Below are 26,219 nucleotides of genomic sequence, written 5' to 3'. Positions count from 1 at the left end.
GCCTGCGGCATGGTGGGAGGCGTGCGAACCTTTCTGGCCACACTCAGCGCCCTGCTCCTGGTCCCGGTGCTCGCTGGAACCGCCCATGCCTACGACAAGATCGCCGAGGCCGCGCCGGTGACGATGGTGGAGTCACCCGGCGGCGAAGGCGAGGTCCGCGCCCGGCTCGTCCTCGGCACGGTCACCGCGGGCACTTCGCACAACCTGCGCAGTGAGATTGAGGTCGGCGACGGCCGAGTGGACGGCGCGGTGTCCGCCATCGCGATCGGGCACAAGATCACCTGCCAGCCGGTGGGCGGCACGACGCTGCCGAACACGGCGGCCCAGCACGGGCAGATCTGGAGCGGCCAGAACCTGCTGCACGGCGGCAGGGTCACGCTCGTCGTACGCATGCTGTTCAAACCGGCCACCACGGGCAACTACGAGTGCCTGCTGCGGGCGTACGTCCTCAACGGGTACGCAGCCGGGCAGCCCGGCCAGCCCGGTCGCGAGACCGCCAGGTTGTACAGCGGCTTCATCGGGGACATCGACGGAGCCATCGGCCCCGAGGGCTTCGCGCAGACGTTCGGGTCCTCGCAGAACACCTTCCTCGGGATGGATGCGCCCGGCAAGCAGGTGAACCCGGTGGACTACATCCCATTGCCGGGAGCCACCAGGTTCCTAGCCACCGCCGATCTCTTCGCCACGAGCTGTTACGGCGAAGGTGGCAACGCCTGCCCGGACGGCACCACCTATCCCGGCAAGGCCAACACCGCGATGGTGCGGTTCCGGACGGTCGCGACGCCGTCCTCAGCCGCGCCCGGCTGCGTCGCACAGGCCACGCCCTCGGAAACCGCGGCGGTGAGCGGGAATCTGCACCACCTGCGGCTCCTCGGGCAGCTGACGGTGACGCAGCCGGCCAGCGGGTGCGGGACCTGGCGGATCAACGCCTTCGTGCAGGACAACGGCGGCACGCTGCCGTTCGTCATCCACGGCAACCCGTACTCGGTCACCTACGCCCGCCCGCCGGTCTGACTATCGCTTCATGGTCGGCACCAAGACAGCTGACGCCAGGCGCACTCATGCCGGTCGTGCCGAACCGCAGAGTCGAGCGGCGTCTGAGGAAGTGGCAAGGCAACTGAGACTGATCACGGTGTCATCGCTGTGAGACATGCCAGAACACGCAGCTCACACAAGATCGACATGTCCTCGGCGTTGAGAACCTACACCGTCCGTGGTCCGCGCCCTCTGTTCCGCCATGATCCCGCTTATTAGCCGATCCTCGTGCGAGCGCTGTCCGGATCCCGCCGCCGACGTCGTCCAGGCCATGCTGGAGGGCCTCATACCGCAGTCCTCGGAGAAGGCGTTCGATCTGCTGGTGACGTTGCTGCACGACACGGACCGCGATAGGGCCTGGCTCGGCCGCGGGGCCGCCCAGCGCATCGCCGAGACCGGCGGCCCGAGTCGGCTGGACGTCCTGGCCGGTGCACTGGGGGAGTTCATGACGGTGCAGCACGCGACGTCACGCGCGATGAGCCGGGCCGTTGACCTTCGGGTCGCTCCGGTGCTCATCGAGCACGTCCGCCACCGCCGCCCTGGCCAGTTCGCGGCCGCGGACGTGCTCGGCAACCTTGCGCGTCGGCCGAGGCGACCGGCCCGCTGATCGGCCCTGGACACAGTAGTGTGCGTTACGTGGTCGATTGCTCACAGCAACGGGGGTGGATTGTGGATCATGCAGCGGTCGCCAACATGGCAGCCACGGCCGTCGGCTCATACCTTTCCGATGCCGACTCCGGTCGGCAAACCCGTGCCGAGTTTGAGCGCCTCTACGTCCTCGTCGACAGCCGGTTGCGTGCCAACCCGGCGGACACCGTCGTGCTCGAGAACCTTGTGCGCGCACCCAGCGACCCCATTCTTCTCTCCGCGGTGTGCTCAATTTTGCAGCGCAACGCCGACAATGACCCTCACTTTGCGGCCAGCCTGATTCAGTCCGTACAAGCTGTCTCGATATCTAGGGGACCCGACGTTGCCGCCTTGGCGTCCCATGAGGTCGTGATCACAGATTCCGAGCTGTTGCTGCGGCACTCAGTCATTGCGGGCGGGAATGTTGATCAGTCGCGACGTTCAATGAAAATCGGCTTTGGCGGTCTGGTTGTGGCATTGCTATTAGGGGCAACAGGGGTTGTTGCCCATCAGATCAAGGGAAGTGTAAACGCGTCATGGCTATTTCCCGAAAAAGATAGCTTGACCAGCGGTGCGGCACCGTTGAAGCATGTGGAAGAAGTAATTGACGATACCTATCCTGTCGATCGATGCAAGAGTATCCCGCTGAACTATGAGAAGTCTAAAAGCGTATGTGCATCCTCGACACCTCCTCCCAAGAAGTCGAGCGCGCGGGTCATTGTAGATGTCCTCCAGCCTATGTCGAACCTTTCGAGCTGTAATATTCAGCTTCCATCGAATATGGTCGCTCTGCCTGTTGTCGTCAGTGTTCAAAACTTGAACACTGAATACGATGCATATATCCCGCACATCTTTCATGTTCAGTCGGTCCCTTTTATTAGTCGATATGCGGAATCCGGCAGCGGTGTAATTTCATGCAAAAGCAACCCGGGGGATTCAATTAACTATGAGGATTGGCCGCAATTTCAAACGCGATCGGCTACATTCACGTTCACGCCTGTTAGCAGATCAGTCATCCCTGGATTGGCTATAGAGGTAGTTGTGTCTCGTGCAGCTCTCGGCAGGGAGAAGGTAATTCGGGTCGTTCTCTGAGTCCGTGGCAACGGATCCTCTTGACGAGTTCCCGACATTCGAGAGGGTGATCGTGAGAGGCCGCGTGGGCAGGTTCAGTGGCGAATGATGGCTTTGTACTGAAGGGCGAGTGCTTGATGGGAGGGTCAGGTCTGCCATGTGGCGTTGGGCGTGGCGGGGAGCTGCGGTGCTCGCAGTGGTCGCGGCGGCATGGGCGGTGGTGTGGTTTGGGGGTTTGAGCTGGCTGGTTGCCAACGATGATCCCGTGCGAAATGTTGTGGAGGGACTGTCCTGGGTGGCGGCGGTGCTGGCGCTAGTGGTGGCCGTTCCGGTGGTTCAGCGGCGCGTCAAGTCTCGGCTCGGTTCGGGCAATGATCTCGCGGCTGCGGCGGGGGCTGTCGGCCTCGCTGCGGCGGCGGAAACTGCGCGGGCATCGGTGCCACGGCAATTGCCGCCAGGTCCGGCACATTTCACCAACCGGCACTCTGAACTGATGCAGCTGGACCGCGTCATGCTGGACCAGGCTGACGGAGGCCGGGCGCGACTGGTTGTACTCGCCGGTCCGGGTGGTGTGGGCAAGACAGCACTGGCGCTGCGTTGGCTGCATGACAACGCGCGCCTGTTTCCAAGCGGGCAGCTGCATGTCGCCCTGGGAGCGTTCGGTCCTGACGGGCTGGTGACTCCAAGCACGGTGTTGACGCGGTTTCTGCGCGCGCTCGGCGTTGCGCCTGAGGAAATCCCGTTCGAACTGGCCGAGCAAGCAACGTTGTTCCGGTCGTTGACGGCAGAGAGTGCACTGGCGATCCTCGCCGACGACGCTGCGTCGGCGGCGCAGGTACGGTCCTTGCTGCCCGCCTCGACAGATAGCCTGGTGATCGCGACCAGTCGATGGCGCCTGGGTGGGCTTGCCGTGGATGGTGCCGTGGTTGTCGGACTGGACGTGCTGGATGACACCGCCGCGTTCGGATTGCTCGCCGCTGCAGTCGGTCAGGATCGGATGGAGGACCAGCCTGAACAAGCTCATGAGCTGGTGTCGCTGTGCGCCGGTCTGCCTGTCGCGCTGTCCGTCGTGGCCGCTCGGCTGGCGAGCAGGCCACACTGGCGGATCTCCCGGATGGTGGAAGCGCTCGAAGACAGACAGCGGCGCTTGGATGCGCTGGCTGTGGGAGGCGAGGTGTCGGTGTCCGCTAGCTTTGACCTGTCGTACGAGGAACTCACGCCCGCTGCCGCGCGGCTTTACCGGCTGCTAGGTGGGGCTTTCCCGGGTGTGGACTTCGACCATCGTGCGGCGGCCGCGGTTGGCGCGGTGCCTGCGGAGGTGGCCGAGGAGATCTTGACCGATCTGGTGGAATCCAGCCTCCTCGTTGAAAGCGGGCCGGACAGATATGGCTTTCACGACCTGATCCGCCTGCACGCGGCTCGGCGCTTCCGCGACGAGGAATCCGAGCAGGATCGGAGCACCGCGGTGCGGCGTCTGACTGAGTGGTATCTCGACGAGGCCATCTCCGCAGACTTAGTGGTAATGCCGCTGCGGCACCGGCACAGCGCGCGCTACGTCGCGGCGGGCCTGGCGCCGGCGGCCTACCCCGATCCCCCGAGCGCCCTGGTCTGGCTCGAGCTGGAGTTGCCGAATCTGCTGGCGATGCAGCGCGCGGCGGCGGAGCATGGATGGCATGAACTCGCCTGGCAGTTCTGTGAGGCGCTCTGGGGGTTGTTCCTCTACCGCAAGCACTACGAGCATTGGATTGACGCCCACGCCACCGGCATCGCAGCTGCACATACGCTCGGCGACCAGGTCGCCGAGGCTCGCCTGCAGGTACAACTCGGTACGGCCTACCTGAATCTGCAGAGCCCTGAGAAAGCGAGCGCACCGTTTACCGAGGCTCTGCGGCTGAGCCGGGCGGCAGGGGACCCGCGCCCCGAAGCAACGGCTCTGGAGCACCTCGGACTGGTGGCACGCACCACCGGCAACCTTGACGGGGCTCTGGACAACTTCGAGCGTGCTCTGGCGATCTGCGAGGACCTCCACGATCCGCGCAGCATTGTTCTGCATACCCGTCGAATCGGTGAAACTCTGTATGACCTCGGCCGACTGGGCGTGGGTATCGGCTACTTGCAGCGCTCGGAAAGGGGCGCAGCCGAAATCGGAGACGTGGTGCTGCGTGCGCGAGCCTTGACACGCCTCACAATTGCTCACCTCGACTTCGGGGACGCCGTCGCGGCGGAGGCATCGGCAGGTGCCGCCATCGAGATACTAAGCGCCGCAGGCTCAGATCATTACCTTGCCGAGGCTTTGCAGGCACGCGCGGAGGTCGCTGCGCATGCAGGCGACCTCCGCCGCGCCGTTCAAGACCTGCGACGGGCACACGAACTCTATGAACGCTCGGGCAGTCCACAGACGCGGCAAATCGAGGCCCAGCTGGACAGTTTGCGAGAATCTCCCCCTATCGAGCCAGACTGAGACCCGGTGCGTGTGCGCTCCGAGAAGGACCACAACATCGCGGCGGGGTGATCGCCAGCGGTAGCGATGACCATGCCGAATCCGCGCACCCACACGATCCACCGCCCTCTGGAGCGCACTGCGGCCGCGCCACAGCCCGGCCATTTACGCAAGGCGTCCCAGCCACGGGCTCGGGCTTTGAGCCGCGACCATGTCGGCGGACAGATCACCAAGTCGACCAGCTCCAGCCACTGGTCGGTGTCTTGCCCGATTCGACCGACCAGGAGGCGATCGCTCAGGCCGCGGCCGCGCGGTCCAGTCGCGGGCGGCCCGCCGGTGGCCACCGTAGTCATGGCTTTCCCAGTCGAGAGAACTGGCTCTCCTCGAGAATAGGAAGGGGCACGGGAGACACAGGAAGGCCCCGGGCCGGTTCGGGGAGCCCGAGGAGTCGGTACATCACGCTACGGAACCGTGCTCCAGCCTCACCCGGACACGAGGTGATCTTTTCTCGGATCAAGGCATACGGGTCCGGGGTGTGGCCGTGCAGCGCATTCTCAATCTGTGGTTCCAGTCGTCGATCCAACAGCAGCGTGTCCGACAAGGAACGGAGAAGATCGGGGATACTACCTGGCGGAACGTCCGGCTCCGAGGCCGCATTCATTAGCACAGGTACATCCATCGCCGCCGCGTACTGAGTCACCGAGCCGTGATCTCCGATCACGACGTCGGCGGCCACCAGGGCAGCACGCCAACCGTCCTCGGGCGGCAGCAGACCCAGCCCACCCTTACGCAGGTCGGCCAACCAGGCGCGCACCTGCCAGCTGCCGTGCACGGACCAGATGTTCGGGTGGAGTGCCGCCACAACCCGGTACCGGGATGCAGGCAGCTCCCACAAGACCCTGGCGAACAGGTCGGGCTCCGCTCCGAACAGCGAGTACTGCGACCAGGTCGAGGACAACACCACCAACGTCCGCCCATCCTCGACGCCTAACGCGTTCCGATACTTGTCTCGGAACGAGACGCTCGCGCACATCCGGTCGTAGCAGGGGTCTCCGGTCACCACCGCCCGACCTGCGGCCTCCGGGCAAGCCTCGCCCAGTCTGCGGGCATCGTCGTCGTGTGAGCAGGCGACCGCTGCTGGTACAACTCGACCATCCCGCATCAGCTTGTCGCGCATCTGCGCGTCCTTGGCCCACGGGTGATACTTCGACCTGCCTCCACCGACGCCGTGCGAGACCACCATTACCTGACCGTTGATTTTGTCGACCTCGGCGTAGCTCGAGGCCAGCACCAAGTCGTATCGGGACCGGAGCACTTGAGACCAGGGCACTACCACACCGCCGAGACCGCGCACATAGTCGCGCACGCCAGGCCACTCGTCCGCGCTGTCTGGGACAGTGAAATGGACCTGTACCCGGTGATCGGACTCCAACAACGGCAGCAGATCCACCAATCGTGTACCGGCGGTCATATGCGGTACAACCACCAGCACTGTCCGAGCCCCGGAAACGGTCACCCACTTATCCGCAGCAGGATTGCCCGCTGCTTTCACCCAACTGGGAGCCTCCATCACAGCCACTTTCCTTTCGCAACGTCGTGTCCATCCGCGTCTCCCGCAACCGGAGACCGTTCACCGGAGACACCACGACTGTGGGGCTGACCAGTGGAAACTCAGCTGGACACAGCACACGCAACTTGGGTGGAAACCGCGGTTGAAGTGGCGCGAAGGAGCTGGTAACCCGACTGCATAGGACTGCCCGACCAGGCAGAATGCTCTGAAGAACGAAGGGGGCGCATGTGGAGTTTCGAATCCTTGGCCCGGTGGAAATGCGCGACGACGCAGGCGAGCTGGTGAAGCTTCAGCCCAAGGTCGCTGCTGCGCTGGTGCTGCTCCTACTCAACCTCGGGCGGCCCGTTCGCAACGCGACACTGACGAACTGGTTGTGGGACGACGACCGCAGCTTGGCCACTCGAAGCCGATACGTCGGTGAGCTACGCAAAGCCCTGCACGCGAACGGCTCCGGCGACGCTGACCTGATCAGCCGCGAAGGAGCCTTGACCCTCACCCTCTCGGACGCTAATCAGGTCGACTACCACCGGTTTACCGTCCGGCACACAGCAGGCGTCGCCGCAGTGAGCCGCGGCGACCACCACACTGCGCTCACTGAGCTCGACGCCGCGCTCATGGAGTGGCGCGACGACCCACTCACAGGACTCAGCCACGCCACCATCGACAAACCACAGCGCCTCCAGGACCAGCAGACAAAGCTCAGTAACATCTGGCGCGACGCACGCGTCCTGCACACCTCCAGCCGTCTCGCACTCCGGCAATATCCCCAGGCTTTGGCCGAGCTCGACGGCCATCTCGAACGGTGGCCTGACTTCGAGCGCTTTCACGTGCAGCGGATAGAAGCCCTCGCCGGCTGCGGCTTCTATAACGACCTTGAGCGTTATCGCGACCAGTTGCGCGCCCGCGGACATCTCACAGGCCATGCCCGAACCTACGCCGAGCGCCTCCTTACCGATCGCGCCGATCCCGTCCCTTCGGCCCCACGCTTCGAAGCTGACTCGACCGATCGCGACGACACCGCCACACAGGCTCACGGTCATGCCGTAATCAGCAAACAGCCTGCAGGCTCGGACCTGACCGGCGACGATCGTAAACGGAGTGCCGTGGCTGGCGGAAATCAGGTCATCATTGGTGGGAAGGCCTCGATCCGTGGCAGCACCGTCGCAGGCGGCGACATCGATCAGTCCGAGACCAGGAATCACGGCAGCCTCTCCGCGATTATTGCTGTCGCTATACGGGCTTGGCGACGTTGGACCCGCTAAGGTCTCGCGAAGTGCGGCGCGGTGGCGACAACGTGTTTGTTGTGGCCAGGCAGAATGATGTTGTGGACGGTGTCGCTGGTGCGCTCGCCGGGCCCCGTGCCGGCTGAGCCGGACATCCGCCAATGGAATCCGGTACAGGTCGGCAGCGTCCGGCCAGGCGTGCAACGGTACAGGCCATAGCCGCCGTCCACGGTCCGCTGCCGGACTGCGCGGTCTATCCCTGCCCGGCCGGTGGCCTCGTGCCAGTCCGTCGTTGCGGAGGTGAAGCAGCGGCGCAGCCCGCCTCGTACCCTGTAGCAGGTGTCGAGGTAGGGCGATAGGTCAGAATGGACAATTCTGTTGGGCAACGACAAACAACCGCAGTTGGCAGAGTCGATGTTGTTGGGTTGCCACCGTGACGAACCTGGCCCACTTGTTGAGTTCTGCCGCAATTCGGTCAAGTGTGACGCCTCATGCGCAGTTTCGTCATGCCGCCCTTTCGGCGTGTGGAGGCCGGAGCAGGTGGCACCTGTGGTCGGGTTGCTGTCCGCTCTCGGCAAAGATCCTGCTGCTGGCACGACCGGCAGCACAGAACCAAGCGTTCAAACGCCCGCCGATGGGCTCGCCGGGCCCGCGACCGTTCTGACCGGCTCCGGTTTCCGTCCCAATGGCTGATCGCGATCAGACGACCGGCCAAGGGAGGCCGTGGCCGGTGATGATCTGGCCGGCGAGGTCGTGGAAGGCGTCGCGGGCGTGTTCGCCAGTGACGCGGCGGCCGAGGAGGCGTTCGGCGAGTTCGTCGACGGGCCAGGTGACCAGTTGGCCGTGGCGGCCGAGCAGCAAACCACGTGTGCCATGCCCAGAGCAACGTTCATGCCCACCGTTTATCACGCCGGTCCGACATTCGGGGGAACACGAAACATCTCGGCGTTGCTGTCCGATGGGTGCGAGCCGGGCGGCGGACGCCTCCAGTGGGCAATTGCGCTTCGCTCTGGTGACAGTCAGATCGTGGACGACCGGGCTCGGCGCTGGTCGATGAGTTCGCCCCGCACTGCCGCTGAGCGATGCTCAGGAATAGTACAGCGAGCCTGGTGACGACCTCGATCTCGCGTCGGTCCTGGCGAACGGTGTGGCCGCCCTCGGCCCCGGCCGCTACGAGACCCTGCTGCGCGCCGGCAGTCTCGACGGGTATCCCGTTCTGACCTTCAGCGCCCGTGGGCCGCCGACGAGGTCGCCCCTGTCGCGCCGTCCGCAGCATACCTGCGGATGCTCGCCACCGGCCTGTGCGACGCCCACGGCTGGACCGTGGCCCGGGCAGTCGTATACCTCGCCGAGCTCTCCGGCGTGCACGGTACCTGGACCCCGCAGGCACTTCTGGCTGCGCTCGGTCAGCACGACACACCGGCGGCAACGCCGACCAACCTGCCGAGCTGAGCGCCAGGCGCGCGCCGGTAGCTCCGTCACGGACCTGGCGCAGAAAACGACCGCACGCGATGTATCGCCAACTGGATCTCGCAGATCGCATTCACCTGCATGGCCGTGTTTGCAAGTAGCGGCATCAACTGTCGACGGGGCAGGCCACCTGGTCGCGCGAGGCCCTCCTCGCGGATCGCGAACGCATTGGGCCAAACCGGCAGTGGCGTCCCTGTAACGCAGGCATCTCCAGCGACGCCTCCGGTGGTGGACCCCGCACCTGCACTCCGATCCGTGTACCGCCCTGACCGGGGACGACGTGAGTCGAGTCGATCGCGGAATCCGCCGATACGCGATAGCGCAGAATCGACACCTCTGATACGTGATCCGGACACGCTGCGGCCGGATCGTCGGCATCACGCAAACGGTGATACTGCGGAATGGGACAGTCTGCTGAAGCAGTACTTGCATGCAGACGCATTGAATTGCGCGGGCGCAACGCGCTTTCGCCAAGATGGCTAATTCGGTATGATTGCGTCTGCGCAACTGAACGGCCGCCGAGTGCTGCAGACACTCGTGCGGCCGCCCAGTCGCACCGACGAGGGCTACCGGTTACCTTCGCGCCCACCTGGCGACTACCCGGAGTCCGATTGCCGCGAGCCTGGCAGCCTTGGCTACCAGGCTCGCGCCGTCGTGCAGGAGCTCCACCGAAGTAGCTCCTACCTCCAAAAACGTCGCCAGAGCCTCGCAGCTCCGCGCGTACCGCTTCTGGACCCGACGGTCCTCGTCGTCGGCACCTCGACTGCCCATCCATCACTCCCGGTTCCCGACCGGACAGGGCCGCCCCGCAGGCTGCGGAGCTAGTCACCCCGCACCGGCGCCGCGCACGGGAATCGCCCGGAGCGGGTCGGCAGAGATGGTCAAGCAGATGGTGCCTGCGGGAAGAATACCGCAAAACTCGACGACCGGACCATTCTGCCGATAGATGCGCGACACTTGTAAATGTCCATTTTGATCGGCCATTTTCCTGTTCTACCCTGCGCAAATGTCACCGAAAGGCCGATTGTTACCAGCTGGTAGGCGTCGGGGCTCCGAGGTGTGGGGACGGTCTCCCTAGCCGGGGCTGGCCACCGCGCGGACATCCGCCGTCGTCGCGACGTCGGTCTCGGCGACCGTCGCTGGCGCTGTACCCACGTGGACGAGTGCGTGCGGTACCGGCCGAGACGTGTGCAGGCCTCTCATGTGAGGGCGGCGGGAACGGAACGCCCACGGGCTGCTTCGTGGGCAGTCGGATCCGCGCACGCAGAACTCAAGCGGCGCTGGGCGGAGGCGAGGTGAAGAACTCGCCGAGATCGTGCTGACGACATCGGGTGCGCCGCTGATAGTTCCGCGGCCAGATCTCGTCTGGCAGCCACGCTGGTGTGCTGGGCGAGCAGGCGGTGGCGTTCTCGCACGCGATCGCCGCCTCCAGTGCGCGCCGGCGGTGCTGCCACACCTCGACGAGAGTCTCCAGGGACACCGCGTCGGAGTACTCCGCGGAGACGATCTGCGCTGCCCAGGCATGGAGAAGAGACTGCACCACGTCGGATGCGGGCTCCGGTGCGGAAGGCCTGGTCATACCTGAGACATCGCTGAACTGACGCGGAGCGCAACAAAGGTGTAAAGCTTCCGTGAGTTCAGCAAAAGTGAGGGTTCCTCGCCGTGAACCCAAGGGTCCGATCCACCCAGGACCAGTGCTCGATCCGTGGGTTCGGTTCAACCCGGCCCGCCGCGTTCGATCTCGGCTTCTAGCAGTTGCCGGGCCGAATTGGCGTAGTGGATGGCGGTCTGCTCGGCGAGGTCGAACACCACCGCGAGGTGAAGTGGGTCAGCGCCGTGGACGATGGCTTCTTCGAGTTGCCGGTCGACGCGGAGGCGGTCAAGGGTGACTTCCTGGCCCCGGAATCCGGCAATGAGCCAGAAGCGGCTGACCTGCCCGAGCGTGAACGCTGTCCTCTGATTGATCAGGACGTGGGGGTTTGCGGTGTTCGGCCAGCGTGTGCGGCGGTAGTCCAACCACTCGACTAAAAGTCGGTGGGTGAGCTCATCGAGAGGCCTGGATCGTCCAGCGATGACCAAGCGACGATCACCGAGGTCGATGTCCTCGAGTTGCAGGGCCCGGATCGCAGAGCTGCGGGCGGCGTGAATCGCGGCGAGGGCGACGAGCAGCCGGTCCGCGGGCCGGCCAGCGCCAGCGACAGACCGCTGGACCTGGTCATCACGCAAGGGCTGGATGACCTTGGCTTGCTGGTTACTGCCCCGGATCCGAGCGGTCGGGTTGCGGAACACGATTCCGTTGTTCTTGCAGAACTGGAACAACGACCGCAACGCAACCAAGGTCAGGTCGCGATCACTCCCATGAAGCGGCTCCAGCACTTCCAGTACGTCCTGGCGAGTCACCTCACGCAGGTGACCGTAACCCGCTGACCAGGCAAGCAGGATCGGGCGGGCGAGCCTGCCGTATTGCCAGACGGTGTAGATCCCGCGAGGCCGACTGCGGGGGCCACCGTCGTGCAGCGTGCGAAGCCAGCGTTCTGTCCCGCAGGCGATTCCCGGTGCGATGTCCTCCAGTTTCCAGCGCAGCCAGTCCTCGAACGCCGGGCGGCGATCGTCATCAAGGATGCCCATCTCGTTCAGGACGTCGGTGGCGCGATCGCAGCTAAGTCTGAGCGGCTGCAAGGCGGAGGACATTGCGGTGTAGGCGATCTTGTCGCCGTCGACGTGTGTGGAGAGCAGGATCGCCAGCGATCGGTCGACCTCGTGGCGGACGCGCTGGGACCAGCCGCGTCGTTCCGCGATCTGGTATGTGAGATGCCGCGCCCAGCGCAGCCAGGGGTTGCTCAGGTCGACGTCCGTGGCCTCGTTGAATCGGGTGTAGTCCCGCTGGAGACCGGTCAGCAGTGCCTGTTGCCCCCAGGTGGGGCGGGTGGCCGGAGCTGGAGTCGGCTTGCCCTGGAGCCCTCTCTTCCGCTGCCCCGGCTGAGGAGAGGCGGCAGCGCCGCGGTTTCTCTTGCTGCGCGTGTACCACTTCTGCATGTCGGTGAAAGACAGTTGATGATGCCGAACCTGATGGACGAAACGGGCGTCCGTCGCGCAGTGCCGAGGGAGGTCGCTTGCCCGGGCCAGGAGACGGGCTTGAGCCCAGCACAATCGGCAATACTGGTCGCGTAACGGCTCGTGGCGACCACATCCGCCGCATATGCCGGGTGCGTGACTGCCGGCGAACAAATAGCAGGCGACGCAAAGACCGTGACGCCAGATCCGGCCCCAGGCCAGGCAGCTCACGCATGTGCTCGCCATCCCCTTGAAGCGACGCTGCTCGATCACAGCGGTGGCAAAGATCGGCCGTCGGGGCGTTTGGGCGTCACCGGCGACGCTCCAGCGGCGGCGGCCTTGGGAGCTTCCTGAAGGCCAGGCTTGCGGACCGTGTCCGGCTCGGGGATCAGCAGCTCGCCGATCTCACAGCCCAGCGCGACGCAGATGACGTCGAGGTCGGAGAGCTTGATACTGGCCGGGTTCCCTGACCACAGACCGGACATCTTCCCGGCTGAGATGACCAGGCCGTGCTCGGCCAGTGTGTTTTGCAGCTCGCTGGCCTTCCAGATCCCGCGGTTCGCGGCGGCCAGCCGCAGGTTCCACTTCATGACAACAGTCCTTCCAAACGTCCAGCCGCACGCTTGTGGCCTGCGGCCCAAGCGTCCTCGATCCGGGTCCGGTGAACGTGGACGTAATTCAGAGTCGACGCTATCCAACTGTGCCCCAGCAGCTCCTGGATGGAGATCAAGTCCAATCCGGACAGATAGAGCTCGCTGGCGCAAAAGTGCCGTAGGACATGCGGAGTGAGCTTGTCCGTCCAGCCCGGCAGGTGCAGGGCCGTGGCTTGTGCCAACCCGGCTCGCAGCGCGTCGTCCCCGACTCGTCTGCAGGTGCCGTCGGCGTGCTTGCGTTCCGAGGGCAGCAGCGGGGCACCCGGCCGGGTGTGGTCGTCGTCGAAGTGCCCCCACACGTCCTCGATGAACCAGCGCAGCGTGCGGTCGGCGCCGTTGATCAGCGGCACCATTCTTTCTCGTGGACCGCTGCCCCGAGAACCCTTGCCGATGCGGACGTGCAGCTTGCCAAACCGGCCCAGGTCCCACTTCACGTCGGCCAGGTCCAGGCAGCACGTCTCGTTCATACGAAGGCCGACCTGCGACATCAACTTGGCGGCGACGAAGTTGCGGGCGGTTGGGGCGAACTTGCGGCAGGTCACCAGCTCCTGGCGCCACCCTGCGAACAGCGTATCGATCTCGGAGTTGGACGGCGGGATCCGCAGCGCGGCCTGCTTGCCACCGCGGGGCTTGTTCATCTCGTCGATCGGGCATTGCACGACCGTGCCGGTCAACGTGTGGATCTCCACCTGGTGCCGTAGCTCCAGAAACGAGAAGTACGTCGTCAACGCCTGAGCCCGTGCTTGCCGGGTGCCCTTCGCCGCGGTGCGCAGGATCTTTCCGAAGTAGGTGTCGGCGTCAGCCGGTTCCATGTCCCACAGGGGTTTTCCGAACCAGGCCCGTACCTGTTCCAGATGGCCGATGTCGGAACTGATTGTGCCGTCGGCGAGCCCGGCTGAGGCGCGGGCGAGCACGAACCCGGCGAGCACATCGGTCTCGAAATCCGCGATCTCGTCCGGGCTGGCCGGCAATCGCCGCTCGCGTAGGTCGCGCACCACCGCCAGCCTCAACCCTTGCCCCTACCTTCAGCTTGAACCACACATCCTCGACATGTTCGAGATCGGCTCACAATTTCTGAAGTTGAGTCAAAACAGGAGGAGACCACCTGAAGGAGTGAGAACGCCCTGGTCCTGGGTGGATCGGACCCTCGGGCTCACAGCGAGGAACCCCGGAACTCGCGGGTTATCCCCTAACCTCGCGTCGGCGCAGGGCATGCTCGGCCCCGTGTTCCGTGACTATGTGTGCGGCGGTCGAACGTCAGGCCGCCTGTCGCAGCGGCTGGTGAAGTCGCGGGCGACACGTCGCTGATCGTGCCAACCTCTAACGGACGGCGATGGCACGATCAGGGGGACGTTGCCGGTCCAGTTCACAGGAAGGCACGCGCCCGTCCGATGAGTCAGCCAGTCGCCGAACGCAGCCCGGTTCCGGGCATCATCGCCGCCGAGTTGCAGACCACCGCGCGTGGCCACGGCGGGGGATGGTCGGGTCAGATCCGGACATGGCCGGGCAAGGTCGTGCCGGGCAACGACCGGCAGGTCACCGCGGCGGTCCTGACGTTGATCGGGAACGCTCGCTGGCCCCGAGATCAGGCACGGGAGCTGACCGCGCTGTTCGCTCCGCTGTATCGGGCGGGCTGGTGCAATGAGGCGATCGTGCGGATGCTGGATTCCGATCCGGACGGAACCCGGCGGCCGCCGTGGCTGGTCGATCACGAGACCCCGACGATCGGGCCGCTGACGATCTATCTCAACCGGCGGCTGCACGCGTGGATCCCGGCCGATCCCGCCGATCCGGACGACACACGCGATATCACCCGCGCACCGGCCGTCCTCCGACCCGCCGGTTGCGGGCACCACGTTCCAGGCGTGGGCCGAACGCATGCACCTCGTCTATGGCGACGCCGAGCGCCGCGCACCGGCCACACTCGCATCTGGGAATGCAGGACCTGTCAGGCGGCGCGGCCGCGGTAAACAGCCGACGCCACTGGAGCGGCGTCGGGAAGCGGTGCGACGACGACAACACGTACTCGGCGCACTGTGGGAGCGAGGCGAACGCGAACGGTACGAGAACGATCCCGCCATCACCGCGGACACCGCGCTCTTACTTGACCCCGGCGTCTACGACGCAGTGCGGATCGCGGCACGCACCGGCCACCGTGCGCATCTCGCGCGGCTTCGCCGTGCGGTCCGGCTCGCTCGTCTCGACGCCGCCGCCCAGCCGGGGCAGAACGTCGACGCGGGCAGGGCCGCGGAGATCCGTCAGCTGGCCGAGACGATCACCCGGCGCGACGGGTCACCCATCCCGCTGGGAAGCCTGGCACTGCTCCTGGCCGACATGGCCTAGCCGCCCGGATCTCGACGGCACGAGCTGCTCCGTCGTGTCCTGGCCGGCTGAAGGTGACGAAGTCCAATCCTGCTCGGCGTGGGTCATGTACTGCTCGGTCACGCTGGGGGCGGCAATCCTGTTCGGTGCCGGGTGTGCGGCCCGATAAGGGGCGAGTCCGCAGGTCAGATCCAGGCGCAACGAGCCGCTGTGCTTTCGCGGGTCAGGGAGCGGCACTTCTGAGGTCGTGGCGTTCACTTGCACAGCAAATGGGTCACGCTGCGTCTTTCACGCACGGAGGCCAGCGACCAAGTGGGTAAATTTGGTGCGGAGATCCCCATTTCGGCGAATATGCCGCGCTATCGTGGGGTCAGCCTCTCGGTCGAGGGGTCTATCGAGGTCGTCAGCTGCTCATTCAGGTGACCTCGGGTCGTGACAGAATCCCAGAAAGGGGACTCGTATGCCCAGGCATTCCCGTAAGAACAGGCCTGACCCGGTCGAGCGGTTCAGCTGGGTCAGGCCTGTCCTGCAGTGCGGAACCATCGTCATGTTCATCGTCCATGAGCTGCGACGCTGGTTCATCTGACCAGGTAGACGCGGGTTTAAGGCCCTGGTCGGGGCTGCGAACCCTGTCCGCTGGTCTCTCGGAACGTCGAGCGTGATCGACTGTCGCGAGTTTTGCGGAAACTAGTTTCTGGTTTAAAACCTGCTCTAGTTTCTAGCGCTAATACTAGCAGACGTGATGAAGAAGACCTCGACGGAAACTATGACTAGTTTCCGTCGAGTTTAATAATCCGGGGTCATAGTTTCACGTATTACTGTGAAACTATGACCCCGGTTCGTCTCAAACGTCACGAGCCGGAAGTCTCCGCGGTCCGGTCCGACGCAACGTGCGTGGCGGTTACCCGTGGAGCTGGCGGACGAAGCGGCTCGACGGCCGGCGCGCCCGCCTTCACCTGACGTCGTTCAGACGTAGGGGCAGGAGCAAGCGCATACTCCGGTCATGCCCGCGCCACGTCGATGCCTACCTGAGGGCGATGGTTTCGCCGTCCGGCCCGCGCTGCGGCACGCGAGATGCCTCAACGGGCACGACCTGGACCTCGCGGGCCGGAGCCGTGGCTGGGACACCATCCGGCGCCTGGCGACCGGTTGCTGCGCGCTGTGCCGTCAGCTGGGCTGGCCGAGGGCGACGTGGGTCGAGGTCGATCTCCGGTTCGCCGACGAAACACCGATGCCGGCGCCTTCGGTGATCCTGGCCGCTGAGCCGCCGACGGTGCCCGGTGGGGTCGAACAGATCATGCTGCGAATGGAGGGCACGACCGTGGCCGATTTGGACGTGCAGGTCTGCCAGACGGACCGCATCGGCGTCATCGAGCAAGTCCGAGTCGACGACCGGTACCTGCGACAAGGGTTCGGGACCGTGCTGGTGACCGCCGCGCTGGCGCGCGGACGGGACTACCGATGGTCGACCACGGCAATCACCGACACCGCGGCGGCGGAAGCGTTCTGGGCAGCACAGCAACTGCCGGACGGCATGACGCTCGGAGATCCAGAACGGTGCACTCACATGCTCGAAGCATCAGAATTCGCTTGATCGAGCACCGTTGCCAACCGGCGCTAACGACAGGCGGAACCGACAACGCTGAGGGTATTGCGCGCCGTGGGAGCCACAGCGGACGTGGGAAGCCAACACGATGGAACCGGCGAGACCGGCCTACGCGCAGTCCCTGCGCCAGCGCCCGCAGTCGACATCCAGATCGGTTGTCGACGTGGACAGCGAGTCGAGGTGTGGATGGCTGCCGTGATCAGCGGGGCACAGGCAGCTGCGCGAGCGCTTTGGTGATTTCGGTGACGAGGTGCTCGGGGTGCACCCCCAGCGCCACCTGCGCGGTCAGCAAGTCCCTCACTTGCAAGGTGTACCGCGGATCCTCCCGGACCACTCCGAGCAGGAACTGCACGGCCGTGACCTGGGTCGCGAGTGGCTGCCCGGGTTCGATCCGCGCGGACGCCCCCGCGAACAGTTCGGCAAGTTCAGCCTCAGTCATGCGGGGAGCCCTTCTGTCACCGTACGGGCAGCCATTGTCACCGCTCCCATATCGCTTACCTGACTGGCAGGGCACGTGTCGGCCCACGACGTCGTCGCGTTCTTGCGCTCTCGACGAGTTCACCGGTCGGGCGTGTCCGTGCGCTCGAGGGCGTACCCGATCTCGTAAAGGTGGCCTGGCAACGCGGTCTCGTTGACCTCGCAGATCCGTCCGTCCGGGCTGCGGGCGATCCGCCGCAGTCGCAGCATCGGTGCACTGGGAGGTAAGGCCCACAGTTCGCGCTCCCGCGCGGACGGCTGGCGGGCGCCGATTCGCTCATCCATCTCAAGCTGTGCCTGCAGATGCTCCTCCATCCGGTAGAGGATCCCGCCCGGCCCGGTCTCGGCTTCCGCGATGACAGGAAGCTCGTCAACCAGCCACGGCGGCAGGTAGCTGAGGGAAACGTGGTGCACCTGGCGGGTGTCGGGGTCGCCCATCACGCGATCGCGGATGACCACCGGCTGACCCGGTGCGGTCCCCAGCAGTACGGCAATATCAGCAGGAGCCGGCGCTGTCCGGACCAACGGATCCCTGACAGCGACCCAGGATTGTGCCGCCAGGTCGAAGAAGTATCCCCGCTCATCCCGGAAGATCTTGCGCTCCCGCACGATCACCTCGCGCACGGGCGCGGCTGTCACCACCGTGCCGCCGCCAACCCCGCGCCTCGTCTCGACCAGGCCCTCCGCGATCAACTCCCGCACCGCGCGCTGGACTGTCTCTTTCGACGCGTCGAACTGGTGGGTGAGCTGGCTGAGCGGCGGCAGCATGTCACCCGGCTGGTACGTGCCGTCGACAATCGAGTCCCGCAGCTCCGCCGCGATCACCTCGTACGTCGGCTTCTTGACCACCACACCAGCCTCTCGACGCCGCCGGAACCAAAGTCCTAGGACTATTGCGCATCCAGGCCCGGCATGCAATTCTCAAAGTCCTAGGACTTTACGTTTGCGCTGGTATCCGGCCGGTACCTCGCACCACGTCGTGTACCACGTCCAGCGGGGGAGTCAGTCGTGTCCACCATCGTGTTGCCCAGCAAGCGGCCGGCCACTGCCCTCCGCGTTCAGCGAACCGCCGGTCGGCGCACGAACCCCCAGAACCACCACCAGGCCGCGGCATCAGTCGTCACGCCCGATGTTCCCGCCGAGGAGCGGAGCGACGCCGACCTGCTGCAGATCGTGCGTCACGGAGATCCCGCCACGAGCGCGGCCGCCTACGGCGCCCTGTACATGCGGCATCGCGCCTCGGCGCACCATCTGGCCGGACAGCTGGCCTGTCCGGACCACGAGGCCCACGACCTGGTCTCCGAGGCGTTCCTACGAGTACTTGACATCATGCAGGGCGGGGACCGTGGCCCGGTGGACGCGAGGTTCCGCGCGTACCTGCTCACCACCCTGCGGCACATCGCCTACGACAGAACACGCCGGGAACGCAGGATCACCTTCACCGCGGACGTCGAGACCACCGCGATCGACACAGGCAACCCGGGCGCGATCACCGAGCCGTTCCAGGACGCCGCACTCGCTGGCCTGGAGCGCCTGCTGGCGGCGCGCGCGTTCGCCCGACTCACCGAGCGGCATCAGGAAGTGCTGTGGCACCTCGACGTCGAGGAACTGACTCCCCTCCAGGTCGCTCCGATGATGGGGCTGACCCCGAACGGAGTATCCGCCCTGGCTTACCGGGCTCGTGAACGCCTGAGGCAGGAATACCTTCAGGCGCACGTGCCCGAGCCTGACGAACGCTCGCAGGGCTGTCTGCAGACGGCGGCAAAGCTGGGCGCATGGGTTCGGGGCGGGCTGCAGAAGCGGGACAGCACGCGGGTCGGTCATCACGTGAGTGCATGCGGAGTCTGCCAGGCGGTGGTCACCGAGCTGTACCAGGAGATTCCCGCTTGAAAGAGGTGGAAAGCACGCCGACCGGGCGCCTGTTCGCGGCAACACGGCGACGCTTGTCCACGACCGGCGCCTTAACGGATGGCGCCACAGGGCGACGCCACGATCACCGGGCAACCATCTGCACGTGCCCGAGACCCTCCCGGCGACCGCCATCGCGCCGCGCGCGGTCGAGAAGCTACGACAAACGGTCAGGGCTCTGGCCATCTCTGTCGATGTCTCACCCGGCGACCCGAGCGGGCGCCGCACCGGCTATCCGACCTCACCGCTATGGCGTTGGCGGGGTTCATCGAGGCCAGCACCGAGTCGTTCCGGCTGCGCACCACCAAATAGCGAGGTCGTCGGCCATTTCCGGCTGGCTGGCATCATGACGGGCACGAATGTGGGAGACCAGGCCGTGTTCCTCGATGACGAACCGGCTCTCAACCTGTCGGAAGGCACGCCGGTCAGGGTGATTGCCGTTCACGGGCCCGACGCCATCGAATTCGAGCATGCTGACGGCCGCGTCCTTACAACACTGTCGTCATCGCTCGGACCTCGCACCGACCACATCACCACGCTGTCAGCCCCAGTGGTTCCTGCAATGAACGCCGGAGTGTGACCACGTGCTGAGCCCGACCCACGTCCTGGCGATTATCAAGGGCGCCGCACGCCCCGATAGGGACATCACGGCGTACTTCGGGAGCGTGCGCGGCATCGCGGGACACCTCGAGGCTGCCCAGAGGCTTGGTCTGGTCGCCGAGCGGGCCGACGATCCGGCCGACCCGGAGGCACCGACGGTGTTCCTTACCGATGCGGGCGAGGAGTTCTTCGTGCAGTTCCGGCTGGCCGAGTTGTCCCAACGCCGGGCCAACTACTGGAACCTGTCGGGCGACGACGAGATCGCCGACCCTGCACGGCACGAGCTGGAGCGACGGTGGCGCGAGCTGCCGACTCCTGCCTCGGGAGAACCTGCGCGCTAGGCAGTCGGAGCAACGCCCGGACAACGCGGTCGCACCGCGGTCAGCGCAGCCTCCGTCCTGCGGTCCGGGGCTGTCCGGAAGCTCGGCCGACGTGCTTGTCCTTCTGCCACAACGATGAGTAGGGGATGTGTGCGCGTCGCAGGGCAGGGGGCTCACCTCGCGTGACCGTCATCGCGCCGCGACGCGAGCCATTCGTCGGGATTGGTTCCTGGCAGGACGTGCCGGATGCCGCCGCGAGGGTCGTGTACGTCGCCTGCGTAGCGGGGGATGAGATGAATGTGCAGGTGGTCGATCGTTCTGCCCGCCGCCTGCCCCTCGTTCACGCCGATGGTGTAGCCGTCGGGCTGGAACTGCCGCTCGATCGCCTGCCGTGCGTGTTTGATCAGGACATACACTTCGGCGTGCTCACTCGCGGTGAGAGCGAAATACGACTCGACGTGTCTTTTCGGCACGACTTCGGCATGCCCCCTGGCGGCCGGGTAGTTGTCCCAGCGCACGTAGATCTCCTGTCCTTCGACCAGGAGGTCATTGACCGTGGAGTCACGAAAACGACAGAAAAGACAACCGGCCGCCACTGGTTCGGTTCCGCTGCCCGTCACCGTCACCGGCTTCCTCACCACATACTCCTCGCCCTTGACGATTATCCGCGGTCTGTTGTCTGCGTCCGCTCGGGTTGTCTGGTCTGAATGTCGAGTCATGTCGGTGATTCGCCCGTCTCATGTCCAGTGTGGATGGCCGTGCTCATGGTCTGGTTCGACGGGTGGGTGGCCGCCGTGGCCGTGTCGACTGCCCGGCTGCGGCAGATCGTCGTCATGCGGCGGATGACCTGCTGGACGGTGAGATCGCTGGTGTCGATCTCGACGGCGTCTGGCGCTGGGATCAGTGGCGCGGTCGTTCTGGTCGTGTCCGCGAGGTCCCGGCGTATGACGTCCTGCAGGACCGTCTCGTAGGTCTGGCCGGGTTCTTGCCGGACACGACGTTCCGCGCGGATGGCAGACGTGGCGGTCAGGTAGAACTTGACGCGGGCTGAGGGGAACATGGCTGTGCCGATATCGCGTCCTTCGATGATGCAACGTGGATGCTGGGCAGCCCACTGGTGGATGAGTGCGGTGACGTGCCGACGCACGCCCAGCATCCGCGCCACTACGGGGACGAGTGCTGTGACAGGGGCGGATCGGAGGACCTGCGGTGTGTACCGGGCGGAGGCTAGGACGCTGCCCGAGTCGCTGGCCGCGAACAGGTCGTCGCACAGGTTCGTGATCGCGTGCGGGTCGTCGACGGTTAGGCGCCGGTGTGCCGCTTCCCAGGCGATGACTCTGAAGGCTTTGCCGCTTTCCAGGTAGTCCAGCTCGAAGGCGTGTGCCAGGGCGAGGCTGGTGGTGGTTTTGCCGGCCGCGGCCGGGCCGTCGACCGCGATCACCGTGGCAGGTGCGGGTTCGTGCATGCTGTTCCTTCTCTGGGACGCCGAATCCGTGTGGCGATGTCAGCGCTGTCCTGTCGTGGGCGCGCGTCGTCGATCCCGCATCCCGATCGTTCGGAGGGTTGCGGTGCAGGCTGGTGAGAGGGGTGTTGCTGGCGTCGCGACCGGTGGGCCAGTCGGCAGTGGGGACCGCGACAGAGTGGTTCTTCTGCAGTGAGCGGACGGTGCAGACGCGCCCGGAAACGTCAACGCGGGTTGACTCTCCCGCCGGTGGGGAATCGTGACTTTCCGCAGGTTGAACGGTTGCGTTCCGGGCACGGAGGCGGGAGATCTGGAGCGCATGTGCCGTGCACGGCTTGAGGCAGCGTTGTCCGGCCGTGGTGCTGATGAGTGTGCTGTCCGGGCGGGTTCCTGGCAGAGGTGGCTGGGGCGGGCGGCCGCCGTCTGGTAGCGCGGGGAGGGTTCGGCAAGGAGGTCGGAGTCGTCGACTCTGCAGCGCTGGAGGACGTCGTTCAGCTCGGTGTCGGCCATCGGCACAGGCCTCCATCGGGTGCATGGTGGTGTCGCGCACCGGCGGGAGCGGCGTCACGGCCTAGAGGCCAGGACGAGGGGTGTGACCCGGTATGGCTCGGCGAGGATGCCGTACCGCTGCATCAGGTTCGGGATGCGTTGGAGCTGAAGTACCGAGGGACCGCTGGTGGGATAGACCGGGATGCCCATGCGGGCGGCGGTGTCCGGGGCGAGGTTGAGGTGGCGCGCGGCGAGGGCGTCGAATGCGGCCCGGTCGTCCTGGAGGTCTCGTGCGGCTCGGTGCAGGGCGCGCTGGAAGGCGGCGACGGCGTCGGGGTGCTTCTTGGTCCAGCCGGTGGTAGCGACGTAGACCGAGGTGGGGTGGATGATGCTGGTGTCGCCGAGGTAGGCGAGTGCGATGAAGCCGTGTGCGCGGACGGCGTCGGTGAGCCACGGTTCCCGCAGCACCACGGCGTCGGCGTCCCGGTTCGCGAGCCGGGATGCCGTGCGCTCGGACATGTCCATGAGCACCCACTCGACCCGGGCGCTGGGGACAGCGTCAGAGTCGTTGTCCAGGCGGGCCTGGGCGAGGAGCCGGTCTTGCGAGCCGGGGGAGGGTGCGCCGATGGTGCGGCCGGCGAGGGCGGCGAGATCGGGGACCGAGCCGTCGCCGCGGACGACGATCGCCGCGGTCCGCTCGCCGAGCCATCCGGCCTCGGCGAGGATCTTCACGTCGAGACCGCGGTAGGCCGACTCGACCACGATGGTGCCGGCGCCGAAGGCGAGGTCGGCGCCGCCGCCGACGAGCGTGTGCACACCGGTGTACTGGTCGTGCTCCGCGATCACGGTGACGGCCAGGCCCTCGTCGGCGAAGTAGCCGCGCTCGACCCCGAGCTGCAGCGGCAGGGCGTCGAGTTCCGACGGAATGATGACGCGGATCGCCAGCGGGTGCTCGGGTGAGAAAGCAGGACCGCAGCCGGTAGCGAGCAGTGCTGTCACGATGACGAGCAGGACTCGGAGGCTGATCGCGATCCGGCGAAACGGGGAGTGCATAGTCAGCGGTCCTTCCGCGGTCGAGGATCGATGGATCGGGACACAGCGTCAGAGCCGCTGCGCGAAGGGGCACCCGTTCTCGGTTGACCGGCCCTGTCCGGCGCTGTGTCGAGCTGCCCCAGCTCCAGCGCCGGGACCGGGTCGTGGATCCTGGTGAACTCGCGCACTGAACGGCGCTCGGCGGCCCCGATGTACCAGGCGAGCAGCCCGCCGAGGACCAGAAGCGCGGCGACGACGGTGGCCAGGAGGATCGCCGCGACCGCGATGATCACCTCGAGCCACGTCACGGTTGCCTGTCGGCGTCGGAAGCTGCGGAGGGCGGCAGGTCTGACTCGCCAGGCTGGTGTGCGAGCGGGACGTCTATCCGGACCGCCTTCTCGACAGGCACAGCCAGCTGTGTCCTCGTCCTTGTGACGACATGACTTCCTGGAGCTTCGCCGATGAACGACTGCCCGGGTGCCGCACGATGCGTGGCGTTCCCGACCGCCGGGAATAGCAAGCGGTGGGCGACGACGGCGTTGACGATCGTGAGGACCAGAGCGAGAACCGGCAGGAGCGTGTACATCACGACGCCGGGGGTCACCTCGATGCGGAAGTGCGGAGTGTCCTCGTAGGACGAGGTGATTCTGGGGACGTAGAAGACGAGGAAAATCGCTACCGCGAATACCGCTCCTGCACACAACGCCGCTTCGACTCCGCGCAGGAGGATGGCGCCTGCCGTCTCCACGTAGCCGGTTCTCACGAGCGATTGTGCCGTCGTCATGGCGATACCCGACAACAGCAACGCGCTGGCCGCGAACGTGGCCATTCCCATAGTGACGATATTGGCGCCGTCACTCGACGTCGGAAGAACCCGCCCCGCGACCTGGATGACCACCACCATGACCAGGCCGACGGCACCGGTACCGAACCCGAGACTGGTGGTGATCTCGCGGACGGTGTCGATCATCGCGGGCGGAAGGCGACGGTAGGGTTCCGCCGGCCACGTAGTCGGGTTGGTCACGGTCGCTGCTTCCAGTTCGTCGAGTGCGACGTCGATTCCGTTGTGGTCCTGGACCACGGGGCACCGAGAGGCCGCCTTGTCTGGCTCGTGGCATGGTCCATCCTGAGTTCGTGGGTGAGCGAACCCTGTGCGCGGACAGTGGTGAAGATCGACGCGATGCCGGTCCCGAACACGCCGGTCTGCTTCTGCGCATCCGTGCGGTACCTGCTGGCCCGCATTCCGTCCTGCATGGGCAGGACCATGATTTCGTGTTGTTGTCCCATGGTCTACTCCGGGCCTTCGGTCCCGGCGGGAAACGCCAGCCTGAAACTGATTCGCTTGTGGCTATTGATCTGCTGCGCGGGTTCGTGGATGAGCACGCTTCCGGGCACGAGCATCGCCGCCGCACGGGGGTTGAGGACGGCGGCGTCGATCTGGGTGGGTGGCCGTCCGTTCGGGGCGGGAAAGTTGGTGGGGGTGTAGTTGCGGGCGAGTTCGCCGACGTGGCTGAACCCGACACCGCCCACGCGGCCGCCGGGTTTCCGTGTCAGCCATGCGCGGCGCCAATCGCGTCGGCCGCGCCGCCACCGGCCGCACAGATAGTCCAGGGCACGAGTGTCGAACGGGAAGTCCCCTGGCACCGGAATTCCGTCGGGGAACAGCATGCGGGGCGCGTACTGCCACAGTTCGTCGAAGTGCTCGACGTAGTTCGGGGGTTCGAAATTGGGTCCGGAGGGATGGCCGAACCAGTCCCCGAGGACCATGGTCGGCAGTTCCGCCTGTGCTCCGTAGGGGCGGAAAGGTTTGACGTCGTGCAGGCGTTGATCGCCGTCCGGGTGCCCGTGAAAGCCGAAGAGATAAAACTTCTGGTCTGGCGAGTCCCGTAAGGACAGTAGGGCGCGGTTGGCGTTGCGTTCGAGGAAGCCGGGGTCACCGTCCCCGCTGTCCCAGGTATGAACGTGGACGATGTTGGCGTCATACAGCAGAGCGGGACCGAGATCGCCCCACTTGTTCGGCAGGCAACCGGGCCGGATCACATAGCTGCGGTCGCGGAACGCGGTGTTCAGCGCGTGCTGCGCTTGCCCGATGCCCTTACCGCCGAAGACCCGCCAGAAATTGCCTTCGCCGATGATCCCGGCGTCGGGGGTGCGGCCGTCCGCGCCCAGCAGTTCCACCAGCCCGTCCATGACGTAGACGGCGGACTGGTCGTGCTCCGCGCCCCCGTGGTCGAAATTCACGTAGGTGATGTCCAGCTCGACGCTCATCTACTCCGCCCCCCTGCCGTGACCCGGCAGGACAGGCAACGCGGCCGGTTCGTCCGGCGCGACGCGGGGGAGCAGGCAGGGTTGGCTGGGAGTGTCCTGGCTGCTGCATGCGCCGAAGAGCAGGCAATGCGCAATGTCACGGGGCTGGCGGCGTCGGGCCTGGCGCTCCAGATCGCCGAGCACCGCGGTGAACGGGAGGGCGTGGACGCCCATGACCAGGGGGATGCTGCGATGCCGGGCGCAGCCGATCAGCGCCCCGCATGAGGAGAAGTGGGCGTTCCAGTGGTTTCCGCGCAGAACGAGCTCGACCTCGAGTTCTTGAAGGTTGTCGTCCAACGCGGCCAGGCGGCGGTCATCGGTGTCGAGCGCACCCTGGAAGCTCGCCGGGTAGCTGAGCACCGCGGTGGTGTGGGTGTCGCGGTTGACGATCGTCCAGCCACGCCACTGGAAGTAGGTCAGAAGCGGGTCGACGGTTCCGTCGTCCGGTGGCGGTAGTTCGTCGTGGCGGGTCGTGAGAATTGGGTCGATGACCGCGCGGATTCGGGTACGTGCGATGTCGAGGATGGTCATGTCCTTCGTCAGTCTGCGGATG

Annotated in this window: 28 protein-coding genes; 12 read left to right on the top strand and 16 right to left on the bottom strand. The window is 65.9% G+C overall.

The genetic code is table 11. The features are described from left to right. Positions 1–21: 21 nt before the first annotated feature. The 4 genes from DL991_RS10590 to DL991_RS10575 all read left to right on the top strand — a co-directional run bounded on the left by DL991_RS10590 (position 22) and on the right by DL991_RS10575 (position 5,194). Positions 22–1,014: a hypothetical protein gene (locus DL991_RS10590; protein ID WP_125783477.1), complete on the top strand. Its 993-nt coding sequence runs from the start codon at positions 22–24 to the stop codon at positions 1,012–1,014. Between the two features lie 223 nt (positions 1,015–1,237). Then, positions 1,238–1,642 (top strand): hypothetical protein, encoded by a 405-nt coding sequence (locus DL991_RS10585; protein WP_125783475.1) that lies wholly within the window; start codon positions 1,238–1,240, stop codon positions 1,640–1,642. A gap of 86 nt (positions 1,643–1,728) precedes the next feature. Continuing rightward, positions 1,729–2,754, top strand: a complete 1,026-nt coding sequence (locus DL991_RS10580; RefSeq protein ID WP_125783473.1) for a hypothetical protein — start codon at positions 1,729–1,731, stop codon at positions 2,752–2,754. A gap of 166 nt (positions 2,755–2,920) precedes the next feature. Further along, complete coding sequence (locus DL991_RS10575; protein WP_233598778.1) at positions 2,921–5,194, top strand: tetratricopeptide repeat protein; 2,274 nt, start codon at positions 2,921–2,923, stop codon at positions 5,192–5,194. Positions 5,195–5,522: 328 nt separating this feature from the next. Here DL991_RS10575 and DL991_RS10570 read toward each other — a convergent pair whose 3' ends face one another. Next, positions 5,523–6,743, bottom strand: coding sequence for a hypothetical protein (locus DL991_RS10570; RefSeq protein WP_125783603.1), 1,221 nt, complete (start codon positions 6,741–6,743; stop codon positions 5,523–5,525). Positions 6,744–6,970: 227 nt separating this feature from the next. On the opposite strand from DL991_RS10570, the gene DL991_RS10565 reads away from it, so the two are divergent. Then, entirely contained in the window at positions 6,971–8,005 is a 1,035-nt protein-coding gene (locus DL991_RS10565) for a BTAD domain-containing putative transcriptional regulator (RefSeq protein WP_125783471.1), read from the top strand. Positions 8,006–8,665: 660 nt separating this feature from the next. Here DL991_RS10565 and DL991_RS42605 read toward each other — a convergent pair. Then, entirely contained in the window at positions 8,666–8,827 is a 162-nt protein-coding gene (locus DL991_RS42605) for a hypothetical protein (RefSeq protein ID WP_158634418.1), read from the bottom strand. 423 nt (positions 8,828–9,250) lie between these two features. Between DL991_RS42605 and DL991_RS42600 the strand changes: the two genes are divergently transcribed. Further along, positions 9,251–9,418, top strand: a complete 168-nt coding sequence (locus DL991_RS42600) for a hypothetical protein (RefSeq protein WP_158634417.1) — start codon at positions 9,251–9,253, stop codon at positions 9,416–9,418. 1,288 nt (positions 9,419–10,706) lie between these two features. On the opposite strand, the gene DL991_RS10560 is transcribed toward DL991_RS42600, so the two are convergent. The 4 genes from DL991_RS10560 to DL991_RS10545 form a co-directional block, all read right to left on the bottom strand. Then, entirely contained in the window at positions 10,707–11,015 is a 309-nt protein-coding gene (locus DL991_RS10560) for a hypothetical protein (RefSeq protein WP_125783469.1), read from the bottom strand. A gap of 137 nt (positions 11,016–11,152) precedes the next feature. Beyond that, positions 11,153–12,472 carry a hypothetical protein gene (locus DL991_RS10555; protein WP_125783467.1) on the bottom strand — a complete coding sequence of 440 codons (1,320 nt, stop codon included), beginning with the start codon at positions 12,470–12,472 and terminating at the stop codon, positions 11,153–11,155. A 287-nt stretch (positions 12,473–12,759) separates the two neighbouring features. Beyond that, on the bottom strand, positions 12,760–13,080 hold the full coding sequence (locus tag DL991_RS10550) for a helix-turn-helix transcriptional regulator (protein ID WP_125783465.1): 321 nt from the start codon (positions 13,078–13,080) through the stop codon (positions 12,760–12,762). Next, positions 13,077–14,153, bottom strand: coding sequence for a tyrosine-type recombinase/integrase (locus tag DL991_RS10545; protein WP_125783464.1), 1,077 nt, complete (start codon positions 14,151–14,153; stop codon positions 13,077–13,079). The genes DL991_RS10550 and DL991_RS10545 overlap by 4 nt, the downstream gene beginning before the upstream one ends. 381 nt (positions 14,154–14,534) lie before the next feature. On the opposite strand from DL991_RS10545, the gene DL991_RS10540 reads away from it, so the two are divergent. The 3 genes from DL991_RS10540 (at position 14,535) to DL991_RS10530 (ending at position 17,059) form a co-directional block, all read left to right on the top strand. Continuing rightward, positions 14,535–15,113 carry a hypothetical protein gene (locus DL991_RS10540; protein ID WP_125783462.1) on the top strand — a complete coding sequence of 193 codons (579 nt, stop codon included), beginning with the start codon at positions 14,535–14,537 and terminating at the stop codon, positions 15,111–15,113. A 34-nt stretch (positions 15,114–15,147) separates the two neighbouring features. Then, on the top strand, positions 15,148–15,486 hold the full coding sequence (locus tag DL991_RS42595; RefSeq protein WP_158634416.1) for a hypothetical protein: 339 nt from the start codon (positions 15,148–15,150) through the stop codon (positions 15,484–15,486). A gap of 982 nt (positions 15,487–16,468) precedes the next feature. Further along, complete coding sequence (locus DL991_RS10530; RefSeq protein WP_125783460.1) at positions 16,469–17,059, top strand: GNAT family N-acetyltransferase; 591 nt, start codon at positions 16,469–16,471, stop codon at positions 17,057–17,059. Between the two features lie 211 nt (positions 17,060–17,270). On the opposite strand, the gene DL991_RS10525 is transcribed toward DL991_RS10530, so the two are convergent. Together DL991_RS10525 and DL991_RS10520 are read right to left on the bottom strand one after the other, a co-directional pair. After that, on the bottom strand, positions 17,271–17,510 hold the full coding sequence (locus DL991_RS10525; RefSeq protein WP_125783458.1) for a hypothetical protein: 240 nt from the start codon (positions 17,508–17,510) through the stop codon (positions 17,271–17,273). 119 nt (positions 17,511–17,629) lie between these two features. Continuing rightward, positions 17,630–18,397, bottom strand: a complete 768-nt coding sequence (locus tag DL991_RS10520) for a GntR family transcriptional regulator (RefSeq protein ID WP_158634415.1) — start codon at positions 18,395–18,397, stop codon at positions 17,630–17,632. Positions 18,398–18,556: 159 nt separating this feature from the next. Between DL991_RS10520 and DL991_RS10515 the strand changes: the two genes are divergently transcribed. The 3 genes from DL991_RS10515 to DL991_RS10505 all read left to right on the top strand — a co-directional run bounded on the left by DL991_RS10515 (position 18,557) and on the right by DL991_RS10505 (position 20,397). Next, positions 18,557–19,438, top strand: coding sequence for an RNA polymerase sigma factor (locus DL991_RS10515; RefSeq protein WP_125783455.1), 882 nt, complete (start codon positions 18,557–18,559; stop codon positions 19,436–19,438). A 124-nt stretch (positions 19,439–19,562) separates the two neighbouring features. Continuing rightward, positions 19,563–20,036: a hypothetical protein gene (locus DL991_RS10510; protein WP_125783453.1), complete on the top strand. Its 474-nt coding sequence runs from the start codon at positions 19,563–19,565 to the stop codon at positions 20,034–20,036. A gap of 4 nt (positions 20,037–20,040) precedes the next feature. Then, positions 20,041–20,397, top strand: coding sequence for a hypothetical protein (locus DL991_RS10505; protein ID WP_125783451.1), 357 nt, complete (start codon positions 20,041–20,043; stop codon positions 20,395–20,397). Positions 20,398–20,549: 152 nt separating this feature from the next. Here the strand turns inward: DL991_RS10505 and DL991_RS10500 are convergent, their stop codons facing one another. The 8 genes from DL991_RS10500 to DL991_RS10465 form a co-directional block, all read right to left on the bottom strand. Further along, positions 20,550–21,014 (bottom strand): HIT family protein, encoded by a 465-nt coding sequence (locus DL991_RS10500; RefSeq protein WP_233598777.1) that lies wholly within the window; start codon positions 21,012–21,014, stop codon positions 20,550–20,552. Between the two features lie 77 nt (positions 21,015–21,091). After that, positions 21,092–21,841, bottom strand: coding sequence for a (d)CMP kinase (gene cmk / locus DL991_RS10495; protein WP_125783448.1), 750 nt, complete (start codon positions 21,839–21,841; stop codon positions 21,092–21,094). A 561-nt stretch (positions 21,842–22,402) separates the two neighbouring features. Continuing rightward, positions 22,403–23,380, bottom strand: a complete 978-nt coding sequence (locus DL991_RS10490; RefSeq protein WP_125783446.1) for an ABC transporter substrate-binding protein — start codon at positions 23,378–23,380, stop codon at positions 22,403–22,405. Between the two features lie 2 nt (positions 23,381–23,382). Then, a complete protein-coding gene (locus tag DL991_RS10485) occupies positions 23,383–23,667 on the bottom strand; it encodes a hypothetical protein (protein ID WP_158634414.1) in 285 nt (94 codons plus the stop codon). Further along, positions 23,664–24,329 carry a hypothetical protein gene (locus DL991_RS10480; protein ID WP_233598776.1) on the bottom strand — a complete coding sequence of 222 codons (666 nt, stop codon included), beginning with the start codon at positions 24,327–24,329 and terminating at the stop codon, positions 23,664–23,666. Before DL991_RS10480 ends, DL991_RS10485 begins: the two co-directional genes overlap by 4 nt. A gap of 50 nt (positions 24,330–24,379) precedes the next feature. Continuing rightward, a complete protein-coding gene (locus DL991_RS10475) occupies positions 24,380–24,646 on the bottom strand; it encodes a hypothetical protein (protein ID WP_125783442.1) in 267 nt (88 codons plus the stop codon). 3 nt (positions 24,647–24,649) lie between these two features. Next, positions 24,650–25,627 (bottom strand): hypothetical protein, encoded by a 978-nt coding sequence (locus DL991_RS10470; RefSeq protein WP_125783441.1) that lies wholly within the window; start codon positions 25,625–25,627, stop codon positions 24,650–24,652. Further along, positions 25,628–26,197 (bottom strand): hypothetical protein, encoded by a 570-nt coding sequence (locus tag DL991_RS10465; protein ID WP_125783439.1) that lies wholly within the window; start codon positions 26,195–26,197, stop codon positions 25,628–25,630. It abuts the gene before it with no gap. Between the last annotated feature and the right edge of the window lie 22 nt (positions 26,198–26,219).

Source organism: Amycolatopsis sp. WAC 01375, from assembly GCF_003947325.1.
Taxonomy (GTDB): Bacteria; Actinomycetota; Actinomycetes; order Mycobacteriales; family Pseudonocardiaceae; genus Amycolatopsis.
Note: the sequence above shows the minus strand (reverse complement) of the source record. Positions and strands in the feature narration are given on the sequence as shown.